At 63.6% G+C, this 21605-nt stretch carries 23 protein-coding genes and 2 tRNA genes; 11 read left to right on the forward strand and 14 right to left on the reverse strand.

Features of this window, described 5'->3' with window-relative positions; all coding sequences use genetic code 11:
• Positions 1-7: 7 nt before the first annotated feature.
• Positions 8-199: a hypothetical protein gene (locus tag V3596_RS14160; RefSeq protein ID WP_334278416.1), complete on the forward strand. Its 192-nt coding sequence runs from the start codon at positions 8-10 to the stop codon at positions 197-199.
• An 18-nt stretch (positions 200-217) separates the two neighbouring features.
• On the forward strand, positions 218-967 hold the full coding sequence (locus tag V3596_RS14165; protein WP_334278417.1) for a hypothetical protein: 750 nt from the start codon (positions 218-220) through the stop codon (positions 965-967).
• 8 nt (positions 968-975) lie between these two features.
• On the opposite strand, the gene V3596_RS14170 is transcribed toward V3596_RS14165, so the two are convergent.
• Genes V3596_RS14170 through V3596_RS14180 form a run of 3 tightly spaced genes read right to left on the reverse strand, consistent with a single transcriptional unit; the run spans position 976 to position 4532 of the window.
• Positions 976-1701, reverse strand: coding sequence for an ABC transporter ATP-binding protein (locus tag V3596_RS14170; protein WP_334278418.1), 726 nt, complete (start codon positions 1699-1701; stop codon positions 976-978).
• 1 nt (position 1702) lies between these two features.
• Complete coding sequence (locus V3596_RS14175) at positions 1703-3484, reverse strand: branched-chain amino acid ABC transporter ATP-binding protein/permease (RefSeq protein ID WP_334278419.1); 1782 nt, start codon at positions 3482-3484, stop codon at positions 1703-1705.
• 10 nt (positions 3485-3494) lie between these two features.
• Positions 3495-4532, reverse strand: coding sequence for a branched-chain amino acid ABC transporter permease (locus V3596_RS14180; protein WP_334278420.1), 1038 nt, complete (start codon positions 4530-4532; stop codon positions 3495-3497).
• Between the two features lie 146 nt (positions 4533-4678).
• Between V3596_RS14180 and V3596_RS14185 the strand changes: the two genes are divergently transcribed.
• Complete coding sequence (locus V3596_RS14185) at positions 4679-5437, forward strand: enoyl-CoA hydratase/isomerase family protein (RefSeq protein WP_334278421.1); 759 nt, start codon at positions 4679-4681, stop codon at positions 5435-5437.
• Between the two features lie 112 nt (positions 5438-5549).
• Positions 5550-5786, forward strand: a complete 237-nt coding sequence (locus V3596_RS14190) for a hypothetical protein (protein WP_282824626.1) — start codon at positions 5550-5552, stop codon at positions 5784-5786.
• A gap of 38 nt (positions 5787-5824) precedes the next feature.
• Here the strand turns inward: V3596_RS14190 and V3596_RS14195 are convergent, their stop codons facing one another.
• Complete coding sequence (locus V3596_RS14195; RefSeq protein WP_334278422.1) at positions 5825-6385, reverse strand: thymidine kinase; 561 nt, start codon at positions 6383-6385, stop codon at positions 5825-5827.
• 231 nt (positions 6386-6616) lie between these two features.
• On the opposite strand from V3596_RS14195, the gene V3596_RS14200 reads away from it, so the two are divergent.
• Positions 6617-6862: a hypothetical protein gene (locus V3596_RS14200; protein ID WP_334278424.1), complete on the forward strand. Its 246-nt coding sequence runs from the start codon at positions 6617-6619 to the stop codon at positions 6860-6862.
• 77 nt (positions 6863-6939) lie between these two features.
• Here the strand turns inward: V3596_RS14200 and V3596_RS14205 are convergent, their stop codons facing one another.
• Entirely contained in the window at positions 6940-7986 is a 1047-nt protein-coding gene (locus V3596_RS14205; protein ID WP_334278425.1) for an ornithine cyclodeaminase, read from the reverse strand.
• A gap of 140 nt (positions 7987-8126) precedes the next feature.
• Between V3596_RS14205 and V3596_RS14210 the strand changes: the two genes are divergently transcribed.
• The 5 genes from V3596_RS14210 to V3596_RS14230 all read left to right on the forward strand — a co-directional run bounded on the left by V3596_RS14210 (position 8127) and on the right by V3596_RS14230 (position 14908).
• A complete protein-coding gene (locus V3596_RS14210) occupies positions 8127-8558 on the forward strand; it encodes an Lrp/AsnC family transcriptional regulator (protein WP_334278426.1) in 432 nt (143 codons plus the stop codon).
• Between the two features lie 102 nt (positions 8559-8660).
• Positions 8661-10694 (forward strand): glycoside hydrolase family 97 protein, encoded by a 2034-nt coding sequence (locus V3596_RS14215; protein WP_334278427.1) that lies wholly within the window; start codon positions 8661-8663, stop codon positions 10692-10694.
• A complete protein-coding gene (locus V3596_RS14220; RefSeq protein ID WP_334278428.1) occupies positions 10691-13066 on the forward strand; it encodes an amylo-alpha-1,6-glucosidase in 2376 nt (791 codons plus the stop codon). The genes V3596_RS14215 and V3596_RS14220 overlap by 4 nt, the downstream gene beginning before the upstream one ends.
• A 220-nt stretch (positions 13067-13286) precedes the next feature.
• Positions 13287-14570 (forward strand): HD-GYP domain-containing protein, encoded by a 1284-nt coding sequence (locus tag V3596_RS14225; RefSeq protein ID WP_334278429.1) that lies wholly within the window; start codon positions 13287-13289, stop codon positions 14568-14570.
• Positions 14571-14737: 167 nt separating this feature from the next.
• A complete protein-coding gene (locus V3596_RS14230) occupies positions 14738-14908 on the forward strand; it encodes a hypothetical protein (RefSeq protein ID WP_334278430.1) in 171 nt (56 codons plus the stop codon).
• Positions 14909-15267: 359 nt separating this feature from the next.
• On the opposite strand, the gene V3596_RS14235 is transcribed toward V3596_RS14230, so the two are convergent.
• Positions 15268-15344, reverse strand: a tRNA-Met gene (locus tag V3596_RS14235).
• A 316-nt stretch (positions 15345-15660) separates the two neighbouring features.
• On the opposite strand from V3596_RS14235, the gene V3596_RS14240 reads away from it, so the two are divergent.
• Positions 15661-15819: a hypothetical protein gene (locus V3596_RS14240; protein WP_334278431.1), complete on the forward strand. Its 159-nt coding sequence runs from the start codon at positions 15661-15663 to the stop codon at positions 15817-15819.
• A 28-nt stretch (positions 15820-15847) separates the two neighbouring features.
• Here V3596_RS14240 and V3596_RS14245 read toward each other — a convergent pair.
• From V3596_RS14245 to rpmJ, 8 genes are all read right to left on the reverse strand, one after another.
• Positions 15848-15924 (reverse strand) — tRNA-Met (locus tag V3596_RS14245).
• A gap of 34 nt (positions 15925-15958) precedes the next feature.
• Positions 15959-17767 carry a protein-disulfide reductase DsbD gene (gene dsbD / locus V3596_RS14250; protein ID WP_334278432.1) on the reverse strand — a complete coding sequence of 603 codons (1809 nt, stop codon included), beginning with the start codon at positions 17765-17767 and terminating at the stop codon, positions 15959-15961.
• A gap of 192 nt (positions 17768-17959) precedes the next feature.
• On the reverse strand, positions 17960-18349 hold the full coding sequence (rplQ, locus tag V3596_RS14255) for a 50S ribosomal protein L17 (RefSeq protein ID WP_282824684.1): 390 nt from the start codon (positions 18347-18349) through the stop codon (positions 17960-17962).
• 192 nt (positions 18350-18541) lie between these two features.
• Positions 18542-19531 (reverse strand): DNA-directed RNA polymerase subunit alpha, encoded by a 990-nt coding sequence (locus V3596_RS14260; RefSeq protein WP_334278433.1) that lies wholly within the window; start codon positions 19529-19531, stop codon positions 18542-18544.
• Positions 19532-19664: 133 nt separating this feature from the next.
• The gene (rpsD, locus tag V3596_RS14265; protein ID WP_282824688.1) at positions 19665-20288 is read right to left on the reverse strand and encodes a 30S ribosomal protein S4; all 624 of its coding nucleotides are present in this window, start codon (positions 20286-20288) and stop codon (positions 19665-19667) included.
• A 218-nt stretch (positions 20289-20506) separates the two neighbouring features.
• Positions 20507-20911, reverse strand: a complete 405-nt coding sequence (gene rpsK / locus V3596_RS14270; RefSeq protein WP_056194196.1) for a 30S ribosomal protein S11 — start codon at positions 20909-20911, stop codon at positions 20507-20509.
• Positions 20912-20940: 29 nt separating this feature from the next.
• Entirely contained in the window at positions 20941-21306 is a 366-nt protein-coding gene (rpsM, locus tag V3596_RS14275) for a 30S ribosomal protein S13 (RefSeq protein ID WP_334278434.1), read from the reverse strand.
• Positions 21307-21340: 34 nt separating this feature from the next.
• Complete coding sequence (gene rpmJ, locus V3596_RS14280; protein ID WP_077036445.1) at positions 21341-21454, reverse strand: 50S ribosomal protein L36; 114 nt, start codon at positions 21452-21454, stop codon at positions 21341-21343.
• Between the last annotated feature and the right edge of the window lie 151 nt (positions 21455-21605).

Here is a 21605-nt window from a genome sequence, read left to right on the forward strand (position 1 = left end):
GCCCACGATGAAAGCGCTGAAGAGCCCCCTCGCCAAGCAGTTGCTCGCCGACCCGCGCGCCGCCGCAGAGTTGCGCGGCTATCTGGCGCGCAAGTCCACTGGGGCTGAATCCGGCCCGGCCGTGGTCATCGAAATCCGCAACGGGCAGGACCAGCAGGTCCGCGTCGTACAGCCCATCGTCGTTCCCAAAGCCGCCTGATTCCGCGCCCGCACCGCGATGAACATCGCCCTGCCCGCGCTGGTCGTCTTTGCGCTGCTGTTGCCCGGTTTCATCGCGCGCTCGCGCATCAAGCGGGCTGAGCGCAGTTCGCTCGACTATTCGCCGTTTGGCCAGATCGTCACCGAAGCGGTGCTCTGGGCTGGCGGCCTGCACCTGCTGTGGCTGGCACTTGCCGCCCTGTTCTTCGGTCGCCATGTGCAGCCAACGCTGCTGCTCGGGCTCATGGTCAGCGACGCCGCCGCGCAAGCCCGCTCGATCAGCAATCTCGCCAGCGAGCTGTCCTGGATCGCCGCCTACTTCGGCAGCCTCTTTGCCTTTGCCTACGGGGCCCCGGCACTGATTCGCGCCGCCATCATCCGCTGGCGGCTGGACCGCGCGGGTGCGCCCTTGAGCCCCTTGCTGCGCTTCCACGCAGCGCCCTGGTACTACCTGCTCACCGGCGCTGATTTCCCGCCGGGCGAGGAACCGGACTGCATCGTCGTCAGCGCCATCGTCAACATCAGCGGCAGGCCCTGGATCTATATGGGCATCCTGGACGACTTCTTCCTCGACCCCGAGGGTCGCCTGGACCGCATGGTGCTGGAGAAAGTGATGCGCCGCCCGTTGGACGCAGACAAGCAGCCCAGCACGCAAGCCGACGAAGAGCTCGCGCGCTTCTATGTGGTGGACGGCGACTACTTCGTGCTGCGCTATGCCGAGACGGTGACGCTGAACGTCGAATACATCAAGCTGCGCCCGGCAGCCTGATTCGGCGCTCAATCCTTCTTCTTGCCCAGATAGGTTTCGACGACGCGTGCGTCGCCGGCCAGTTGGCTGGCCGGGCCTTCGAGGCCGATCTCGCCGGTTTCCAGCACATAGCCATAGTCGGCCACTTCCAGCGCGGCGCGGGCGTTCTGCTCGATCAGCAGGATGCTGACACCGGCATCGCGCAGGGCGGAGACGATGCGGAAGATCTCCTTCACGATCAGCGGCGCCAGACCGAGGCTGGGTTCATCCAGCATCAGCAGCTTGGGCTTGCTCATGAGCGCGCGCCCCACGGCCAGCATCTGGCGCTCGCCGCCCGAGAGCGTGCCTGCCATCTGCTTGCGACGTTCGAGCAGGCGCGGGAACAGCGCATAGACACGGTCCAGCTCGCCTCGCCAGGCGCGTTCGCCCATGCGCATCGGCCGCCAGCCGCCGAGCACGAGGTTGTCTTCTACCGTCATCGTGGTGAACAGCTCGCGCTTCTCCGGCACCAGGGCCAGGCCGCGCATCACGCGGGCTTCGAGGCCGAGATTGGAGATGTCTTCACCTTCGAACAAGACCTGACCCTTGTGCGGCAGCACGCCCATCAGCGCGTTCAAGGTGGTGGACTTGCCGGCGCCGTTCGGGCCGATCACGGTGACGACCGAGCCCTTGGCCAGCTTGAGATTGAGGCCGGAGAGCACTTCAGCGCGGCCGTAGCCGGCGTGCAGGTCAATCACTTGCAGCAAATCACGCATTTCAATGCTCCGTGCCAAGGTAGGCGGCCCTGACTTCCGGGCTGGCCTGCACTTCGGCGGGCGTGCCTTCGATCAGCTTGGTGCCGAACTCCATCACGACAATGCGGTCGGTCAGACCCATCACGAAGTCCATGTCGTGCTCGACCAGCAGGATCGACAGGCCTTCCTGCTTCAGCTGGCGCAGGACATCGCCCAGCGCCTGCTTCTCCTTGTGGCGCAGGCCGGCAGCGGGCTCGTCCAGCAGCAGCAAGGCGGGGTCGGTGCACAGTGCTCGCGCGATTTCCATCAGGCGCTGCGGGCCCAGGGCCAGGTTGCCAGCGAGTTCATGCATCTGCTCGGCCATGCCGATGCGACGCAGCTGCGTCTCTGCCTCCTTGAACAGGCGCTGCTCTTCCTGGCGATCAAGCCTGAGCATCGCACGCATCGAGCCACTGCTGCCGCGCAGATAGCCGCCCAGCGCCACGTTCTCGAGCACGGTCATGTCGGCAATCATCTTCACGTGCTGGAAGGTGCGCGACATGCCGCGCCGCGCGATCAGGCGGGAAGCGAGGCCGCTCACCGGCTGACCGCGGAAGCTCACCTGGCCGCTGGTGGAAGACAGCACGCCGCTGACGAGATTGAAGGTCGTGGACTTGCCCGCGCCATTGGGCCCGATCAGGCCGACGATCTGGCCGGCGCGGATCTGGAAGCTCACGTCGTTCACCGCGACCAGGCCGCCGAACTGCTTGCGCAGGCGGTCGACGTCGAGCAGCAGTTCACCCGGGGCCGGCTTGTCTCGCAAGGGCAGCGGCGCGGCGCCCTCCCAGTCGCGAGGCCGTGGCACAGCGGGCCACCAGCGGCGCAGGGCGGTCTCGATGAATGGCCACAGGCCCTTGGGCGCGTACTTCAGCATCAGCACCAGCACCACGCCCAGCACGATGATTTCGTAGTTGCCGCTGCTACCCAGCAAGGCCGGCAAGAGCTCCTTCAGCTGGTCTTCGATCAGCTTGACCACGCCGGCACCGACAAAGGCGCCCCACACCGTGCCCACGCCGCCCACGACGGCCATGAACAGATACTCGATGCCCATCTTCAAGGCGAAGGGGCTGGGGTTCACCGAGCGCTGAAACTGCGCGTACAGCCAGCCCGAAGTGGCGGCCAGTACAGCAGCCAGAACGAAGATCACGACCTTGTAGCGAAAGGTCGAAACGCCCATGGCCTCGGCCATCGTCGTGGCACCGTTGAGCGCGCGGATCGCGCGACCGGGGCGCGAGTCGAGCAGGTTCTTCACGCCCCAGGCGGCAAGCAGCGCAATCACCCAGATCAGGCCGTAAAGCGCGCGGCCGCCGCTCAAGTCCATGCCCAGGAGGCTCAGGCTCGGCAGGCCTTGCAGGCCGTCGTACTTGCCGAGGAACTCCATGTTGCCCATCGTGTAGTTCAGGCTCAGCGCCCAGGCGATGGTGGCGAGCGGCAGGTAGTGGCCCGACATGCGCAGCGTGAGCCAGGCCAGGATCAGAGCCACCACGATGGTGATGGCGATGCCGGCAACGAGCCCGACCCAGGGCGAGAGGCCCCAGCGCGTGCTGAGCACGGCCGTGGTGTAGGCGCCAAGGCCGACGAAGGCCGCCTGGCCAAAAGACGTGAGGCCGCCAACGCCGGTCAGCAAGACCAGGCCCAGGGACACCAGCGCGAACATGCCGATGTAGTTCAGCTGGGTGATCCAGAACTCGGGCACCGGCAGGAGGGGCAAAACGGCCAGCAGGAGCAGGCCTGCAGCAGGAAGAATCTTTCGCAACATCTGCATCGCTCGCTCTTCAATGCTCTTCGGAATGCGGGTCGCGCAAGGAGCGCCACAGCAGCACCGGCAGGATGGCGGTGAACACGATCACTTCCTTGAAGGCGCTGGCCCAGAAGGAGCTGAACGATTCGAGCAGGCCCACCAGCAAGGCGCCCAGCGCCGCGCCGGGGTAGCTGGACAAGCCCGCAAACACCGCCGCGACAAAGCCCTTCAAGCCGATGACGAAGCCGCTGTCATAGAAGATCGTCGTGGTCGGGCTGATCAGGAGGCCCGAGAGAGCGCCGATGAAAGCCGCCATCGTGAACGAGAGCCGCCCGGCCGCGCCGCTGGAAATTCCCATCAGACGTGCGCCCAGGCGATTGACTGCCGTGGCGCGCAAGGCCTTGCCGTAGAGGCTGCGCTCGAAGAACAGCCACAGCAGCACGATCAGCGCTGCGGACGCGCCAATGATGATCAGGGTCTGGCCCGACAAGAGCAGCGGGCCGGCATTGAAGTTCGCATCCCAGAAGCTCGGGTTGCGGCTGCCCTCGGCACCGAAGAACACCAGGCCGAAGCCGGTCAACGCGAAGTGCACGCCCACCGAAACGATCAGCAGCACCAGCACCGAAGCATCGGCCAGTTCTTCATAGGCCAGGCGATAGACCAGCGGGCCCATGGCGGTGACCAGCGCGAGCGTGATCACCGCCTGGCCAAGGAGGGGGAGTTGGCGCGGCCCGGCCCAGATGGCAAGCGCCGCTATCAGCACCGGTGCCGCCGCGCTGCGCAGGAGCTTCACCAGCAAGGCCGGCAAGGGCTGGCGTGAGCGCAGGCCACCAACACCATCCAGCACAGCCACCAACGCCGCCATGGCGAGCAGGAACCAGGCAGTGCCCGGCGTCTTGCCCATCTGGAAACCAGCCATGGTCAAGGCCCCATAGGCCACGAATTCGCCCTGCGGTATGAAAATCACCCGGGTCACGGCGAACACCAGCACCGTGGCCAGGGCCAGCAGCGCATAAATCGCCCCATTGGTGACGCCATCCAGCATCAGGATGCTTGCGATCGAGAAATCCATCAAAGCTCCGTCGGTCGGCCGTTTCGGCCTGTTTGCGACTCTACGCAAAATCCAAGGGATGACCCCTAGGTTCGGGCCCAATTGACAAAAGTCGTCCGACCGGTAGGTCGAAAATACCGCGCCGCAACAAGCCCTAGACTGCGACCATGCCTGACAAGACCCCTTCGCTGATCCTGGAAGGCCCGCTGGCCCGCATCGAACTGCGCCGCCCGCAGCAAGCCAATCGCCTGGAGTTGCAGGACCTGGATGTGTTCGCCAGCCACCTGACGCAAATCGAGGCCGACCCGGCGATCCGGGTGCTCCTGATCACTGGCCGAGGCAAGCATTTCTGCAGCGGCTTCAACATTGGCAGCGTGCCGGGTGTCGATGCAGGCGCCTTGTTCGAGCGTCTGGCCGATCAGCTGGAAGCCTGCCGCGCCGTCACGATCGCCGCGATCAACGGCGGCGTCTATGGCGGCGCGACCGACCTGGCGCTGGCCTGCGATTTCCGCCTGGGCGTGCACAGTTGCGAGATGTTCGTGCCGGCCAGCAAGCTGGGCTTGCACTTCTACCGGGGCGGGCTGGAGCGCTATGTGACCCGGCTGGGAATCAACACTGCCAAGCGTGTCTTGCTGGCCTGCGAGACGCTGGATGCGCAGCAAATGCTCGAATGCCAGTTCCTGGACCGCCTGCTGCCCGATGTGGCGACGCTGCTCGAAGCAGCCGATTTGCTGGCCCGGCAGCTCGGTGAATTGGCACCATTGGCGCTGCTCGGCATGAAGCAGCACCTGAACGCGATTGCGCGCGGAAAGCTCGATATAGCTGGGCTGCAGGCCGATATCGCCAAGGCCAACGCCTCTGCCGACCTGGCCGAAGGCGTGCGCGCCTGGCAGGCCAAACGCCTACCTCGTTTCGGCGGTTCTTGAGCCCTCCCCCATTCGGGTGAAAGCCCCGACTAGGGGCGACGCCCGCACATGGTGGAAAATACGGGTCTGGCGCTTTGCGCCGAAACCCCACAACACTAGACCCAGGACCAGCGTGGCCAAGGACAGTACCAAGACGACCATCGAAGCAGATGGTCTGCGCTATCGCTCGAAAGCACCCGGTTCGCCCTTCGCGGCAACCTCCTCGTTCGGCGCCGCGACCATGTCGTGTTTCCTGTGCGGCAAGCACCGCCCTCGCGCCATGCTCAAGTCCAAGAAGCTGCTCGGCAAGTCGCAGCCGGTGTGCTCGCCGTCGTGCAAAGAGCTCGACGCCCAACTCAGCGCAAAGTAATCCATCAAGCAGCCCTAGCCTCCCGGCCGGGGCAGTTTTCAGCTCTGCCTGAAGCAGCGCCCGCACACCGACCGGTAGCGGGCATTGCCGCCGATCTCGACCTGCGCGCCCTGCGTGACCTTGCGGTTGCCGGCGTCCACGCGCATGTTCATCGTGGCCTTGCGGCCGCAGTCGCAGATCGTCTTCATTTCGTCCATCTCATCGGCCAGCGCCAGCAGCGTGGCCGAGCCTTCAAACAGTTCCCCCTGGAAGTCGGTGCGCAGGCCGTAGCAGATCGCCGGCGTGTTGCCGATATGGGCCAGCTGATGCAGCGCCCAGACCTGGGCCTTGGTCAGGAACTGCGCCTCGTCGATCAGGAAGCAGGCAATGCCAGGCTGCGCCGCATTCAAGGCCAGGAAGTCGGTGTCCTTGTCGAACACCTCGGCCTCCCGCTTCGGGCCCAATCGTGAAGTGATGAAGCCCACGCCATAGCGGTCATCCACACCGGAGGTGAACAGGCGTACCTGGTGGCCGCGCTCTTCGTAGTTGTGGGCCACCTGCAGAAGTGCAGTCGACTTGCCCGCATTCATGGCGGCATAGCGGAAAAACAGTTTGGCCATCGGGACGGTGCGCTGGAACAATAAGGGGAGATGAAGGCGAGCCGCGATTGTGCCGTCAGCGTTGGATCCATCGCCGGGCGCATGTCGCACAAGCACCCCGGACAAACCCGCGACATCGGGCAAGCGAGCAGACAAATGTCACAGCTCGCGACCTACTATCGAATGGATGACGAGGGAACGCGTCTGGCCCGATGCCCACAAGGCACGGATCCTTGGAAGCCGAGCACAACAATGAGCAAAGACACCTACACCAGCGTGAGCAACGACGGGCTGCGTTACGAGTCCAAACTTGGCGGCTCGCCGTTCCTGGGCAGTGGCCATACCCGCTCCTGCTTCAAGTGCGGCAAGCACCGCCCGCCCAGCTCCTTGCAAAGCAAGCGCATCCTGGGTCGTACCGAAGTGGTGTGCAAGCCCAGTTGCGCCAAGCCCAAGCAGGAGAGCGAAGCGCCAGTGGCCGAGGCAGCTGTCGAAGCCTGAAGCCCGCAATTGAATAAGCCGCGACCAGATCGCGGCTTTTTTGCATGCGCCGTCTGGCGCGCCGATGCGCGCGCCGCTCAGGCCACGCGACGCAGTTGGGTTCGCCCGCCGCGGGTCAGCCGGAACAGGTCCTTCGGATCGTCTTCGGCCGGCGGCACCAGGGCCACGTCCTCACCGATTTTGCGGGCCAGCGCCAGCTTGTGCACATAGCTCAGAGCCGAGAAGTCTTCCAGCGCGAAGCCCACTGAATCGAACACCGTCACCTGCTGGGCGCTTTCGCGGCCGGCAGCGGCACCCGTCAACACCTGCCACAGTTCGGTGACCGGATGATCGGCCGGCAGCTGCTGGATGTCGCCTTCGATTCGGGTCTGCGGCTCGAACTCGACAAAGATCTTGCCGGCGCGCAGCACATCGGCATGCAGCTCGGTCTTGCCAGGGCAATCACCGCCGACACCGTTGATGTGCATGCCTGGCTCGATCATCTCGGGAGTGATGATGGTGGCCAGGGCCTTGTCGGCCGTCACCGTGGTGACGATGTCGGCGCCGCGCACGGCTTCGGCCGTAGATTCACAGCGGATCAGGCGCAGGCCCGGGAAGGCTGACAGATTGCGCATCAGCTTGTCGGTGGCACGTGGGTCCACGTCGAACAGCCGGATTTCCTCGATGCCCAGCTGGCTGTGGAAGGCCAGGGCCTGGAACTCGCTTTGCGCGCCATTGCCGATCAAGGCCATCACGCGGGAGTCGGGCCGGGCCAGCGCCTTGGCGGCCATGGCCGAGGTGGCGGCGGTGCGCAGCGCGGTCGTGAGCGTCAGCTCGCAGAGCAGCTCCGGGTAGCCGGTAGCCACGTCAGCCAGTACGCCGAAGGCCATCACCGTGTACATGCCGCGCGCCGTATTGCTCGGGTGGCCGTTGACATACTTGAATGCATAGCGGCGGCTGTCGGCCACCGGCATCAGTTCGATCACCCCGACGTCTGAGTGGCTGGCCACGCGTGGGGCCTTGTCAAATTCGCCCCAGCGGGCAAAGTCACTGCGAAGGGTGTCGGCCAGTTCGGCCATGAAGGTGGTGACGCCAACATCCTGAACCAGGCGGGACAGGGCGGGCACATCGATGAAACGGGTCATAGCGGAGTCTCCTTTGATGGGTGCCTCGCCGCTGCGTGCACCTCAAACTCGATTCTGAAGAGGCTCTCGGCCAACAAATAGCCAGAAACTTGTCAAATCGGCCAGCTAAACTGCTCACATTGCCACTCTTGGTTAGCACTATGACTGGTCTGGATGATGTGGACCGCGAGTTGATCGGCCTCTTGCGGGACGACGCGCGCATGCCAGTCTCCGCCCTGGCCAAGAAGCTGAAGGTGGCGCGCGGCACGGTGCAGAACCGCATGGCCCGGCTGGAGCGCGAGGGCGTGATCGTGGGCTACTCGGTGCGACTCAAGCCGCAAGCCGAGGGTCAGCGCATCCGCGCGCTCACCACCGTGGCCGTGGAAGGCAATCAGGCCAGCGAGGTGCTGCGTGCGTTGCGCGGCCATCCCAATGTGTTCGCTCTGCACACCACCAACGGCCGCTGGGACCTCGTGGCCGAACTGCGTGCCGACACGCTGGAAGACTTCGACCGCGTGCTGTCCAGCATCCGCCTGGTCGAGGGCATTGCACAGACCGAGACCAGCCTGCTCCTGTCAACACACAAGCTCTGACCCTGGCGCCGTAACCCGCTTGTTGCCCGCTCGCGGGTTAAACCGCATCGGCGCTCGTTAAGGCGATGTTAATAATTCGTCGCAAACGACAGGAGACGCCGCATGCTGAAGTCTGCACTGGCCTTGTGCCTTTCCCTGCTGCTGGGCAGCGCCTGGGCAGCACCCGCCGCCGGGCTGAGCTCGCCCGACGGCCGCCTGCGCATCCAGCTCGACATCGACGGTGAAGGCCATGCCCGCTATTCGGTGCTGCGCAATGGCCAAGCGGTGATCAGCCCCTCGCGCCTGGGCTTTCTGCTGACCGACGCGCCCAAGCTGGACCGCCACTTCACCCTTACCGCCCGCAGCGAGCGCAGCTTTGATGAGCGCTGGGAGCAGCCCTGGGGCGAGCAGCGCTACATCCGCAACCACTACAAGGAGCTGCGCCTCACGCTGACCGAGGACGCAAGCCAGAAGCGCAGCATCGACCTGATCCTGCGCGCCTATGACGACGGCGTGGCGCTGCGCTACCAGTTCCCCGACCAGTCGATGCTGCAGAACGTCAACATCGGCGAAGAGCTGACCGAGTTCAACATTGCCTCGCCCGCCACCGCTTGGTGGAACACCGCCTTTGAATGGAACCGCGAGGAATACCTGTTCAAGCGCACGCCGGTCCAGGAGGTGGGGCTGGCCCAGACGCCGATGACGATGCGCACCGACAAAGGCCTGCACATCAGCATCCACGAGGCCGCGCTGGTGGACTATGCCGGCATGAACCTCGCCCGCGTGGAAGACCGCCGCTTCAAGGCCATGCTTACGCCGGGCAGCGGTGGCCTGCCCAAGGTGCAGCGCCGTGCGCCCTTCGCCACGCCCTGGCGCATGATCCTGATCACCGAGACGGCCGCGCAGCTGGCCGAGTCGCGCATGATCCTGAACCTCAACGAGCCCAACGCCATCGGCGATGTTTCCTGGTTCAAGCCTATGAAGTACGTGGGCATCTGGTGGGAGATGCACCAGGACATCGCCACCTGGGGAAGCGGCGACAAGCACGGCGCCACCACGGCCAATGCACTCAAGCACATCGACTTCGCCGCCAAGAATGGCTTCGGCGGCGTGCTGATCGAGGGCTGGAACCAGGGCTGGGATGGCGACTGGGTGGCCAATGGCGACAAGTTCAGCTTCACCAGGCCCTATCCTGACTTCGATCTGGAGCGCATCACCTCCTATGCCAAGTCCAAGGGCGTGCAACTGATCGGCCATCACGAAACCAGCGCCAATGCGGCCAACTATGAAAGCCAGCTGGGCGCTGCGCTGGACCTCTACTCGCGCCTCGGCGTGGGCTCGGTCAAGACCGGCTATGTCAGCGATGCCGCACAGGCGCGCGTGCCTGGCGCCGACGGCGTGGTGCGCTACGGCTGGCATGAAGGGCAGGACATGGCGCGCCACCACTTGAAGGTGGTGCAGGAAGCGGCCAAGCGCCACATCGCGATCAATCCGCATGAGCCGGTCAAGGACACCGGCCTGCGCCGCACCTATCCGAACTGGATCTCACGCGAAGGCTCGCGCGGCCAGGAATTCAATGCCTGGGGCAATCCGGGCAATCCGCCGGAACATGAGGCCAATCTCGTGTTCACACGCCTGCTCGCCGGGCCAATGGATTTCACGCCCGGCATCTTTGGCATGAAGACGCGGCAACCCACCGGCGTGGCCACGACCTGGGCCAAGCAGCTGGCGCTCTATGTGGTGATCTACAGCCCGATCCAGATGGCGGCCGACCTGCTGACAAACTACGAAGCCAATCCCAAGCCCTTCCAGTTCATCAAGGACGTGCCGACGGACTGGAGCGAAACCAGGGTGCTCAATGGCGAAGTGGGCGACTTCGTCACCATCGCCCGCAAGGACCGCAACAGCGAAGACTGGTTCCTCGGTGCTGTCACCGATGAGCACGCGCGCAGCTTGAACATCAAACTCGACTTCTTGACAGCAGGCCAGCGCTACCGCGCCCACATCTACCGCGATGGCGCCAAGGCCAACTACACAACTGCACGCGAAGACATCGTGATCGAGCAGCGTGAAGTGAAGGCCGGCGCCAGCCTGCAGCTGCGCCTGGCGCCGGGCGGCGGCCAGGCGATCCGCTTCGAGAAGCTGGCGGCGCGATGAAGCAATTGCTGCTCACTGTTGCTCTGCTGAGCTGCTTCGGTGCACACGCGGGCGACAAGAGGCCGGGCGTCGATGCCTTGTTCCAGCAGATGGGCCTGACGGTCCAGGCCCGGCAGCAGCGTCATTTCGTTGTCGGCGACCGGGTCGATGGCTACTTCGATGGCCGCACCGCCAGCTATGGCCAAGGCGAGGGCTATCTGATCGGGCAGCAAGTGCTATTCAAGGATCACGCGAGCTTTGTCGACGGCAAGCTGCTGGACCGCGCCGGCAAACAGGCGCGCGAAACGGTGCAGCCCTATGGCCGCGAACTGCAGGTCGGCACGAGTCGGGAACGCTTCGTCCTGCATGCGGGCAGCCGGCGCTTGTCGATCCAAGTGAGCACTGCGAAGGCCGCGCGCTTGGCAGTCCAGCCCATGTGGTCTGGCGCGCTTGCCAAGCCCCGCTGGGATGGCGAGCAACTGCTGGTGAGCCTGCCCGGCGGCTCGCTGTTCGCGGCAATCAGTGCCGACCAGCCTTTTGAAATCACAGGCACCGGCTCGCCACAGCTGCAAGCGCGCAGCAAGACCCGCCGCTTCACGCTTCACATCGCCTTCGGGAGCGACGCCGGCAGTGCCCTGGCCCAAGCCCGCGCGATGGCCGGCTCGGACGCCGTGATCGCGCAAAGCCGTGCCGACCTGCATGAGCGCCTGACCCGCAGCTGGCTCAAGACGTCAGATGCCGCCTACGACCGTGCCCTGCTCTGGGCCAAGGCCTCGGCACTCGGCTTCCTCGTCGATGAGTACGGCCGCGGCCTCTGGGCCGGCTTGCCCTGGTTCCGCGAGAACTGGGGCCGCGACACCTTCATCGCCCTGCCCGGCACGCTGCTGGTGACCGGCCATTTCAAGGAAGCACGCGAGGTGCTCGACAACTTCGCCCGCTACCAGAACCTGCAGGCACCCAAGGACTCCGGCAGCGACGATCCGGTCAGCGGTGCGCGCGCCAGCGACTACGGCCGCATCCCCAACCGCGTGCGTGGCGAAGAGAAGATCTACAACACCGTGGACGGCACGCCCTGGATGCTGCGCGAAGGCCTGGAGTACGTGCGCTACAGCGGCGACAGCGGTTTTGCCGAGCGCATGCTCAAGCTGGCCGGCCCCTACATCGAAGGCGCCCTGAAGCATTCGGTCGACGCCGACGGCTTGCTGCATCACGACGATGCCGACACCTGGATGGACGCCCGCATCGAAGGCCGCCAGCCCTGGTCGGCGCGCGGGTCAAGGGCGGTCGAGATCCAGGCCCTGTGGTTCACGGCGCTAGAAGCCGCCGCAGAACTAGCGAAACACGCGGGGAGGAACGAGCAGGCCGCCGTCTGGCAAGCCCATGCGGAACGCGCACGGCAAAGCTTTGTCCGGCTGTTCTGGGATGGCCAGCAGATGGCTGACCGCCTGCGTGCAGACGGCAGCCGCGACATGAAAGTACGGCCGAACCAATTGATGCTGATCTCTGTGCCGATAGACCCATTCAAGCCCTTGGTCGCGCCCGAAGTCGAGGCGAAAGTGTTGGGCAACACGGTCGCCAAGCTGCTCTTCCCATACGGCATCGCCTCGCTGGACCCGGCCAGCGAGTATTTCCATCCTCACCATGTGAATGATGCTTACCACCACAAGGACGCGGCCTATCACAACGGCACGATCTGGGGCTGGAACGCCGGCTTCACGGTCACGGCATTGAGCAAGTTCGGCCAGCAAGACCTGGCCTGGCAGCTGACCCGGAACCTCGGCGAGCAGATCCTTGGCCGCAACCTGGACGGCACGCTGGGCACGATGAGCGAGTTGCTCGATGCACTGCCCGGGCCAAACGGCCGGCCGGTCCCTTCAGGCACCTTCGCGCAGTCCTGGAGCGTGGCCGAGTTCGCGCGCAATGCCTATCAGGACTATCTGGGCTTCCGCCCTGACCTCTTGCGCGGCGAGCTGCGCTTCACGCCAGCGCTGCCCACGGCATGGAAGCACTTCGATGCGCGCCTGCCTTTTGGCGAGGGTGCCTCACTGCAAGTGCAGGGTCGCCGCCAGGAAGGCAAGACCTGGCACTGGATGCTCAGGCTGCAAGGCACGAGCCAGCCGCAGCGGATCACCTTCGAGGCGTTGGATGCGGCGCAGGCCCGTCAACGCAGCGAGTTCACGCTACAGCCCGGCCAGGCTGCGCAATTGCTGATCAGCGCAGATCAAATCAGGCTGAACGGCAAGGTCTTGCCACTACAGGCCGTGATGCCCTCGCAGCAGGTCTTGCTGAAGAACCTGGGCTTTGCGATGCCGCCAGCGGCCAACACCAGGTTCCCGATGACGCAAGGCAAGGGCCTGCTCCAGGACCTGATCCAACGCGGCGAGTTCCGTTGAAGCCTCAGAGGACCATGCCGCCCGAAGGTTCGATGCGCAGGGCATGGACCCAGCGGCCGACGCCGACACGATCACGACTACATGAGATCGAATCTCCTGCGAACGTGACAATGCTGGCGATCGAACCGACATCGCAGAACGCTTGATCAACCAGCGCAGGCGGGTTCGCCAGTGGCTACGATAGGACCTCCTTTGTTGTTGACGCCCTGCAGGTCTCTCAATGTCCACACCGGCAAACCCTTCCAAAGATCGCCAGGTCGCACCCTCGCAGCTTTGCGTCGGCATGTTTGTGCACCTGGATCTGCCGTGGACTGATCATCCGTTCACTTTCTCGAGCTTCAAGATCAAGAGCCTCGAGCAAGTCGCGACAATCCAGACTCTGGGACTGAGCCGGGTGCGCTTTTCGCCTGAGCGGAGCGACACAGAACCGCTGGAGCTGCCAGCGGTCGAAACCGCGCTCGCAGAGTCACCGCCACCGCGCGAACAGGACCCCGTGTATCAAAACAAGCGCGAGCGCCTTGAGCGAATCGCCGCTCACCACACCAAGGCCGCTGCGTGCGAGCGAGCCATGATGTCAAACGCGCGGGCGCTCAAGTCGATCAACCAGAACATGTTTGCACGCCCCGAGGCGGCGCACCAGGAAGCCCTGCAATTGGTGGATGGCATCGCCAACTCGATGCTGGTCGACGCCGATATGGCGATCGAGCTGATGGCGGACAAGATCGGCGGCGAGGACGCCTACTTCCATGCACTCAACGTCACCATCATGGCGATGATGCTGGCCAAGGAAATGAAGGCCCCGGCCGCAGCCGTTCGCCTGATCGGCCTGGGCGCTTTGCTCCATGACATCGGGAAGGTCGATATCCCTGACCGAATCCTGCGCAAGGGAGCACCCTGGACGCTGGCCGAGTTCGGCGTGGTGCAACTTCATTGCGCGAAGGGCGTGGCCATCGCCCAGAAGATGGGCGTTTCACAGGAAGCACTGCGGATCATTGAGCAGCACCATGAACATGTCGACGGCAGCGGCTATCCAATGAAGCTGGTCGGCGCGCAACTCAATCTGCTGTCGAAAATCGTGGCGTTGGCCAACACCTACGACAACCTGTGCAACCCTGTCGACCTGCAGCGGGCGCTCACACCCCATGAGGCGCTGTCGACGATGTACGGGCAAAGGCGTGGCCAGTTCGATGCGGCGGCGATGACCACCTTTGTGCGCTGCGTAGGCATCTATCCGCCAGGCACCATCGTTGCACTCAGCAATGGCACGCTCGGCATGGTCGTGACCGTCAACAGCAGCCGGCCGCTGAAGCCAACAGTGCTGGTCTACGACCCAGCAGTGCCCAAGGAGGTGGCCATGGTCGTTGATCTTGAACAGGAGCCCGACGTCACGGTGACCAAGACGTTGCGGCCTCAGCAGTTGCCGCAACCCGTGTACGACTACCTGTCCCCGCGAAAGAGGATGACCTACTACTTCCACACCGACGCTGGCAAATCCATGCCATGACGATTTAGCGATGAGCAATTGGCACTGGGCGCCTCAGTCATTGCTCTTCAGCAGGTCCACAACTGGCCCGGGAATGCTTCCACGGCGTACCGTGCGAACCAGAACCTGAGCAGCCGCGCTACCGCGCCGAGTTCCGCAAGATCACACGAGACCAACTGTGTTTCGCAATGGTGTTCCCCGGCCTGCCGCTCGCGCTTGGCAAGGACTACGTCGCCAGCCCCGAGTTGCTACTGCAAATGCTGAAGGAGAACCGCAGGGAAGGCATTGCGGGTGAGGTCTTCTTTCATAGCGAAGGCCTGACCAAGCGCGACGAGGTGTTGCAACGGCTTTATCGTTGATCACCGGCTTGAACGTCTCGCTGCGGCACGACGTGCGCAACACACTTGACTCCAAGCTTGGCAACGTAAGGTGCGCGATCACGGACCCACTGCGCCCCGGCGCCGTCATACTCGACCCGAACAAGGTGGAGACATGGGTCGCATGGATCTTGACCACGGGGCACGCGCACGGCACGGGTTGGGCTGATGAGGGCACGAGACCCAATGGTCGGGTTCTCGCTCTGCGCATATCGAGGGGTACAAGCAAGGCACGCTTTGTGGCACAGAACGGGCACAGAACTGGCACAAAAGCAAAAACGCCAACCTCCCGGTTGGCGCTTCATTTTTTCGTAAGCCGTTCATTCACTTACGAAGATTCTTGGTTGCGGGGGCCGGATTTGAACCGACGACCTTTGGGTTATGAGCCCAACGAGCTACCAGACTGCTCCACCCCGCGACTGATCAGAAAGAAATCTGAAACAAAAAGCCGCTCAAGCGAGGAGCGGCTTTTCAGGATTCGCTTCAAGCACCGATCACTCGGTGTTCGACAGGGCGAATGATAGCACGCCAATCACGCCTGCCCTGCGTCCACCGAAGGACGCCGCCAGCGCGCCCCTGAGCCGGGACGCCTCAGAACAGCCGCAGCAGCGCCAATGTCAGTCCGGCGAGGAACCTCGTCTCACCCAAGGCTGGCAGCCAGCCGCTGCTATTGATGAGCACCAGCAGACCGAACCCGACCCCAAAAGCCAGCAGCAACGGTAGACGAGGCCCCTATGACTCGCCCGCCAGGAACGCGCCAGACGCCGAGCGGCGTTTCAGTGATTCAGCTGCATCGTGCCGATGCCGATGCCGATGCCGATGCCGATACCGGCGATGGTCGCAACGTCGTGCCGACCTGCGAGGCCCAGACCGGAAATAGAAAAACCCGCTGAACGCATGCGTTCAGCGGGTCTCGATATTTGGTTGCGGGGGCCGGATTTGAACCGACGACCTTTGGGTTATGAGCCCAACGAGCTACCAGACTGCTCCACCCCGCGACTGAAGCTAGCAGTATAGCGCACTTTTTCTGACTTACAGGCCCGCGGCAGTGAGTGAGCTCAGGAAACGCTGCGCGTCCTGGTATCCAATCACTCGCACGCCGGTCAGCTCCTCGCCCCGGGCGTCAAAGAAGATCGTTCCGGGTGGGCCGAAAAGCTTGAAACGCTTGAGCAGTTCCTTGTCATCGGAATTGTTGGCGGTGACATCCGCTTTCAAGAGCAAGGCGCCTGCGAGGCGTTGCTGTACCAGCGGGTCTGAGAAGGTATAGCGCTCCATCTCTTTGCAGGACACGCACCAGTCGGCGTAGAAGTCCAGCATCACCGGGCGACCGGCGCTGGCCACAGCCGCGTCCAGCTCGGCCACGCTACGCACCAGCTGGAAGTTAGGTCCAGGGGTAGCAGGTGCACCGGCATTGGCGCGAGCCATCGCAAGGCCGGCGAGCGGCTTCAGCGGATCGGTGCCACCAGCGGCGGCACCCAACAATTGCAGAAGGCCGTAGACCAGCGCAACGACGGCCGCCGTCTTGCGCAGCCATGTGCGCGGACGTCCGGCGGCGTGGCCATGTTCAAACAGGCCCAGCATCGCGGCAGAGGCGATCAGCAGCGCGCCCCAAAGCGCCTGGGCAACGGCGGCCGGCAGCACGGGCTGCATCGTCCAAAGCGCGACGCCAAGCAGCAGCATGCCGAAGAAATGCTTGACGTCATCCATCCAGGCGCCAGCACGCGGCAGCAGGGCACCCGCCGAGGCGCCGAGCAGCAGCAGCGGAACGCTCATGCCGCAGGCGAGCGCAAACAGCGCGCCACCGCCCAGCAGCACATCTCGCGTTTGGCTCAGATAGACGAGAGCACCAGCCAGCGGCGCGGCGACACAAGGGCTGACGATCAGTGCCGACACGCCACCCATCACGAACACGCCCGCCAGATGGCCGGCCGGCAGCTTTTGTGAAGCGCTGGACAAGCCCCCCGTCATCGAGCTCGGCAGTTGCAGTTCGTAGACGCCAAACATCGACAGCGAGAAACCCACCAGCGCGACAGCAAACAGACCGAGCACCCAGGGCTTTTGCAATGCGGCCGCCAAACCCTCGCCTGCCAGGCCGGCGGCAACGCCCAGGGCCGTGTAGACCAGCGCCATGCCCAGTGAATAGCTGAGCGCCAGCATGAAACTGCGGCCACGGGAGGCGCTCGCGCCGTCGCCAACAATGATCGACGACAGGATGGGCAGCATCGGCAACACGCAGGGTGTGAGCGACAGCAGCAGGCCGGCGACGAAGAACACCCCAATGACTGTCCAGAACTGGCCCGACTGCAGTGCAGCGTCGAGACGGCCGGATTCGGTGCTGGTGCCTTGATCGGCAGAGGCAATCACCGCCGGCGCTTGCGTCGCTGCGACTGCTGGCGCCGCAGCGCTGCCGGCAGGCAAGCTCAGGTCCACCGTCGTCGTTTGCGGCGGGTAGCAAAGGCCCTTGTCAGCGCAGCCTTGGCCGGTCACGGTCAGCTTGAAAGGCCCGGATGCCTGCGTCACCGGCACGCGTACCTGCAGGAGGTCGCGATAGATCTCAACCGTCTTGTTGAAGGTCTCGTCGAACTTGGTCTTGCCAGCGGGCATTGCCGGCGCGCCGAGCGTTGCACCTTGAGCTTCGACCTTGAACTGCTCGCGGTACATGTAGTAGCCGGGTGCGATCTCGAAGCGGACTTCGACCGCAGTTGCATCAGCGGCCTTGACGCTCAGCTTGAAGGCTTGTTCGGGCTCGAGAAAGTCGTCTGCGCTGGCCAGAACGGGCAGCAGCACGACAAGGGCGAGAAGCAACTGCCGGAACAGGCGCTGCAGCAGGGAGAAGGACATGGTGAGCATCAGGAGCTGGGTGAAGCAAGCGTATCGATCTTCGAAGCCAAGCAGCTTAGCGTCAATCTAAGGCGCCTGCCGCAGCCGGGCTTCACGGGCGCACTTGTGAAACCTACGGACGAAAAAAAGCCAGCACGAGGCTGGCTTCTCTCTTTGAACTCACAGCGGACCGAAGCCCACCAGGTTCTGCATTTACTCGACGGCTTCGCCGGCGGTTTCACCTTCGGCGCGGTCGACCAGCTCAACAAAGGCCATCGGTGCATTGTCGCCAACGCGGAAGCCCATCTTGAGGATGCGGGTGTAGCCGCCCGGACGAGCCTTGAAACGCGGGCCCAGTTCGTTGAACAGCTTGGTGACGATGTCGCGGTCACGCAGGCGGTCGAAAGCCAGGCGGCGGTTCGCCAGCGTGGGTTCCTTGGCCAGGGTGATCAGGGGCTCGACAACGCGACGCAGTTCCTTGGCCTTGGGGACCGTGGTCTTGATGGCTTCGTGCTGCAGCAGCGAGTTGCACATATTGCGCAGCATCGCCTTGCGGTGTTCGGAGGTACGGTTCAGCTTACGGAGGCCGTTACGGTGACGCATGGTGCTTTCCTTTCTAAATTAGTCCCAGCAGCCGTATCAGGTACTGCCCGGGGGCACCGGGTGGCAAACAAAGCCACCCTCTTTCAAAAAACTCTGTCTTCCCCAGCAGCACCCGTGGAACCGGCTTTGCCGGGCCACTGTGTGCGCCCCCTTGAGGGGGAGGCGCGTCAAGCGCCTCGGGGGTGGTTCAAATTACCGCTTGTCGAGACCTTGCGGAGGCCAGTTCTCGAGACGCGCACCCAAGGTCAGGCCGCGCGAAGCCAGCACTTCCTTGATTTCGTTGAGCGACTTGCGACCCAGGTTCGGGGTCTTCAGCAGCTCGGTCTCGGTGCGCTGGATCAGGTCACCGATGTAATAGATGTTCTCGGCCTTCAGGCAGTTGGCCGAACGCACGGTCAGTTCCAGCTCGTCCACAGGACGCAGCAGGATCGGATCGAAGCTGCTCGAACGCTGAGCCGGCTGATCGAAAGCATCGACCAGATCGGTACCTTGCAGTTGTGCGAACACAGCAAGCTGTTCAACCAGGATCTTGGCCGAAGCACGGATCGCTTCCTCAGGCGAGATGGCGCCGTTGGTTTCGATTTCCATGACCAGCTTGTCCAGGTCGGTACGCTGCTCGACGCGGGCGTTCTCGACGGCGTAGCTGACGCGGCGGACCGGCGAGAACGAAGCGTCCAGGACGATGCGGCCAATGCTCTTGGTCGGCTCGTCGCCATAACGGCGCATCGTGCCGGGCACGTAGCCGCGGCCCTTCTCGACCTTGATCTGCATGTCCAGCTTGCCGCCTTGCGACAGGTGGGCGATGACGTGCTCGGGATTGATGATCTCGACGTCGTGCGGAGTCTGGATGTCGGCTGCCGTGACCGGGCCGTCGCCTTCCTTGCGCAGGACCAGGGTCACTTCTTCACGGTTGTGCAGACGGAAAACCACGCCCTTGAGGTTCAGCATGATGTGAACCACGTCTTCTTGCACACCGTCGATGGCCGAGTACTCGTGCAGGACGCCAGCGATCGTCACTTCCGTCGGCGCATAACCCACCATCGAGGACAGCAGCACCCGGCGCAGGGCATTGCCCAGGGTGTGGCCATAGCCGCGTTCAAACGGCTCGAGCGTGACCTTGGCGCGGTGGCCACCCAGAGGCTCGACATTGATGGATTTGGGCTTGAGCAGATTTGTTTGCATGAGGTCTTTCTTTCAATACCCTCGGTTCGTTACACCGATAAGGCTGAGGGACCAACCGTCCGCAGCGGTAGCCGACGCGGACGATGAAAAGCCGGCCGTGCCCTCCAGGGCACCGCCGGCCAGTACGGGTTGCTTAACGCGAGTACAACTCAACGATCAGCGACTCGTTGATCTCGGCGCCGAACTCGTCGCGGTCAGGCGTCTTCTTGAAGATGCCTTCCAGCTTCGTGCCGTCGACCTGAACCCAGGCCGGCAGACCGATGGAGTCGGCCAACTTGAACGCGTCGATGATGCGCAGCTGCTTCTTGGCCTTTTCACGCACGGCAACGGTGTCACCAGCCTTGACCAGGTAGGACGCGATGTTCACGACTTCACCGTTCACGGTGATGCCCTTGTGCGAAACCAGCTGACGGGCTTCTGCGCGGGTCGAGCCGAAGCCCATGCGATAAACGACGTTGTCCAGGCGCGATTCCAGCAGCGTCAGCAGGTTGACGCCGGTCGAACCCTTGCGGCGCTCGGCTTCAGCGAAGTAGCGGCGGAACTGGCGCTCCAGCACGCCATACATGCGCTTGACCTTCTGCTTTTCACGCAGTTGCAGACCGAAGTCAGAGGTGCGCTGACCCGAAGTGCGGCCGTGCTGGCCAGGCTTGGAGTCGAACTTGGCCTTGTCCGCGATGGAGCGACGGGCGCTCTTCAGGAACAGGTCGGTGCCTTCGCGGCGGGAAAGTTTGGCCTTGGGGCCGAGGTAGCGTGCCACTTTGAGTGTCCTTGTTCAATCTGACGCAAGACCCCGTCGGGTGCCTGCGCGAGTCTGGCCAGTGTTTTTATCGGCTCAGACGGTGGGCTTATCGAAGCCAGGGTATCCATGGAAGATGACCGCAGACTTCAGCAAAACGGCCGGCGCGGCACTTTCGTGCCCGCCGGCGCGGGAAAACGCGCGATTATGCCATCAAGCGCATCAGGGGCCAAATGGCCTTAGATGCGACGACGCTTCTGCGGACGGCAGCCGTTGTGCGGCACCGGCGTCACGTCAGAGATCGAGTTGATGCGGATGCCCAGTGCGGCCAGAGCACGCACCGACGATTCGCGACCCGGGCCTGGGCCCTTGATCTTGACGTCCAGGTTCTTGATGCCCTGCTCCTGAGCAGCGCGACCTGCGACTTCAGCAGCCACCTGGGCAGCGAAAGGCGTCGACTTGCGCGAGCCCTTGAAGCCCTGACCACCCGACGAAGCCCACGACAGGGCGCCGCCTTGACGGTCGGTGATGGTGATGATGGTGTTGTTGAACGACGCGTGAACGTGCGCAATACCGTCTGCAACGTTCTTGCGGACCTTCTTGCGGACGCGCTGGGCAGCCGAGTTATTGGGTGCTTTTGCCATGATGTCTTTCTTTCAATGCTGCCGCAGGATCACTTCTTGCCCGTGGCGGCCGACTTGCGCGGGCCTTTACGGGTACGAGCGTTCGTGCGGGTGCGCTGACCGCGCATCGGCAGGCCACGGCGGTGACGGAAACCGCGGTAGCAGCCGAGGTCCATCAGGCGCTTGATGTTGATCGACATCTCACGGCGCAGATCGCCTTCGATGGTCATGCGGCCCACTTCTTCACGGATCTTTTCCAGATCGGCGTCAGTGAGGTCCTTGACCTTCTTGTCGAACGGGATACCGCAAGAGTTGCAGATCTTCTGTGCGGTCGTACGGCCAATGCCGTAGATCGAGGTCAGACCGATCTCAGTGTGCTTTTGCGGCGGAATGTTGATACCAGCAATACGTGCCATGTGCGTCCTCTAATTCGCTCGTGTCGTGCAGCAATCAGCCTTGGCGCTGTTTGTGGCGGGGATCTGTACAGATCACACGCACCACACCCTTGCGACGGATGACTTTGCAATTGCGGCACATTGCCTTGACGGATGCCGAAACTTTCATGGTCTGCTCCTTGACCTACTCAATATCGCTCTAAAGCGCGTCCGGGGACAAATATTCACTCACTTCGCCCGGAACACGATGCGAGCACGACTCAATCGTACGGTGCCAGTTCCAAGGCCACCTTTGCGGGCGACTTGTCGAAGAACGACAC

The sequence above is a fragment of the Roseateles microcysteis genome (assembly GCF_036880965.1).
Classification (GTDB): Bacteria; Pseudomonadota; Gammaproteobacteria; order Burkholderiales; family Burkholderiaceae_C; genus JAUASW01.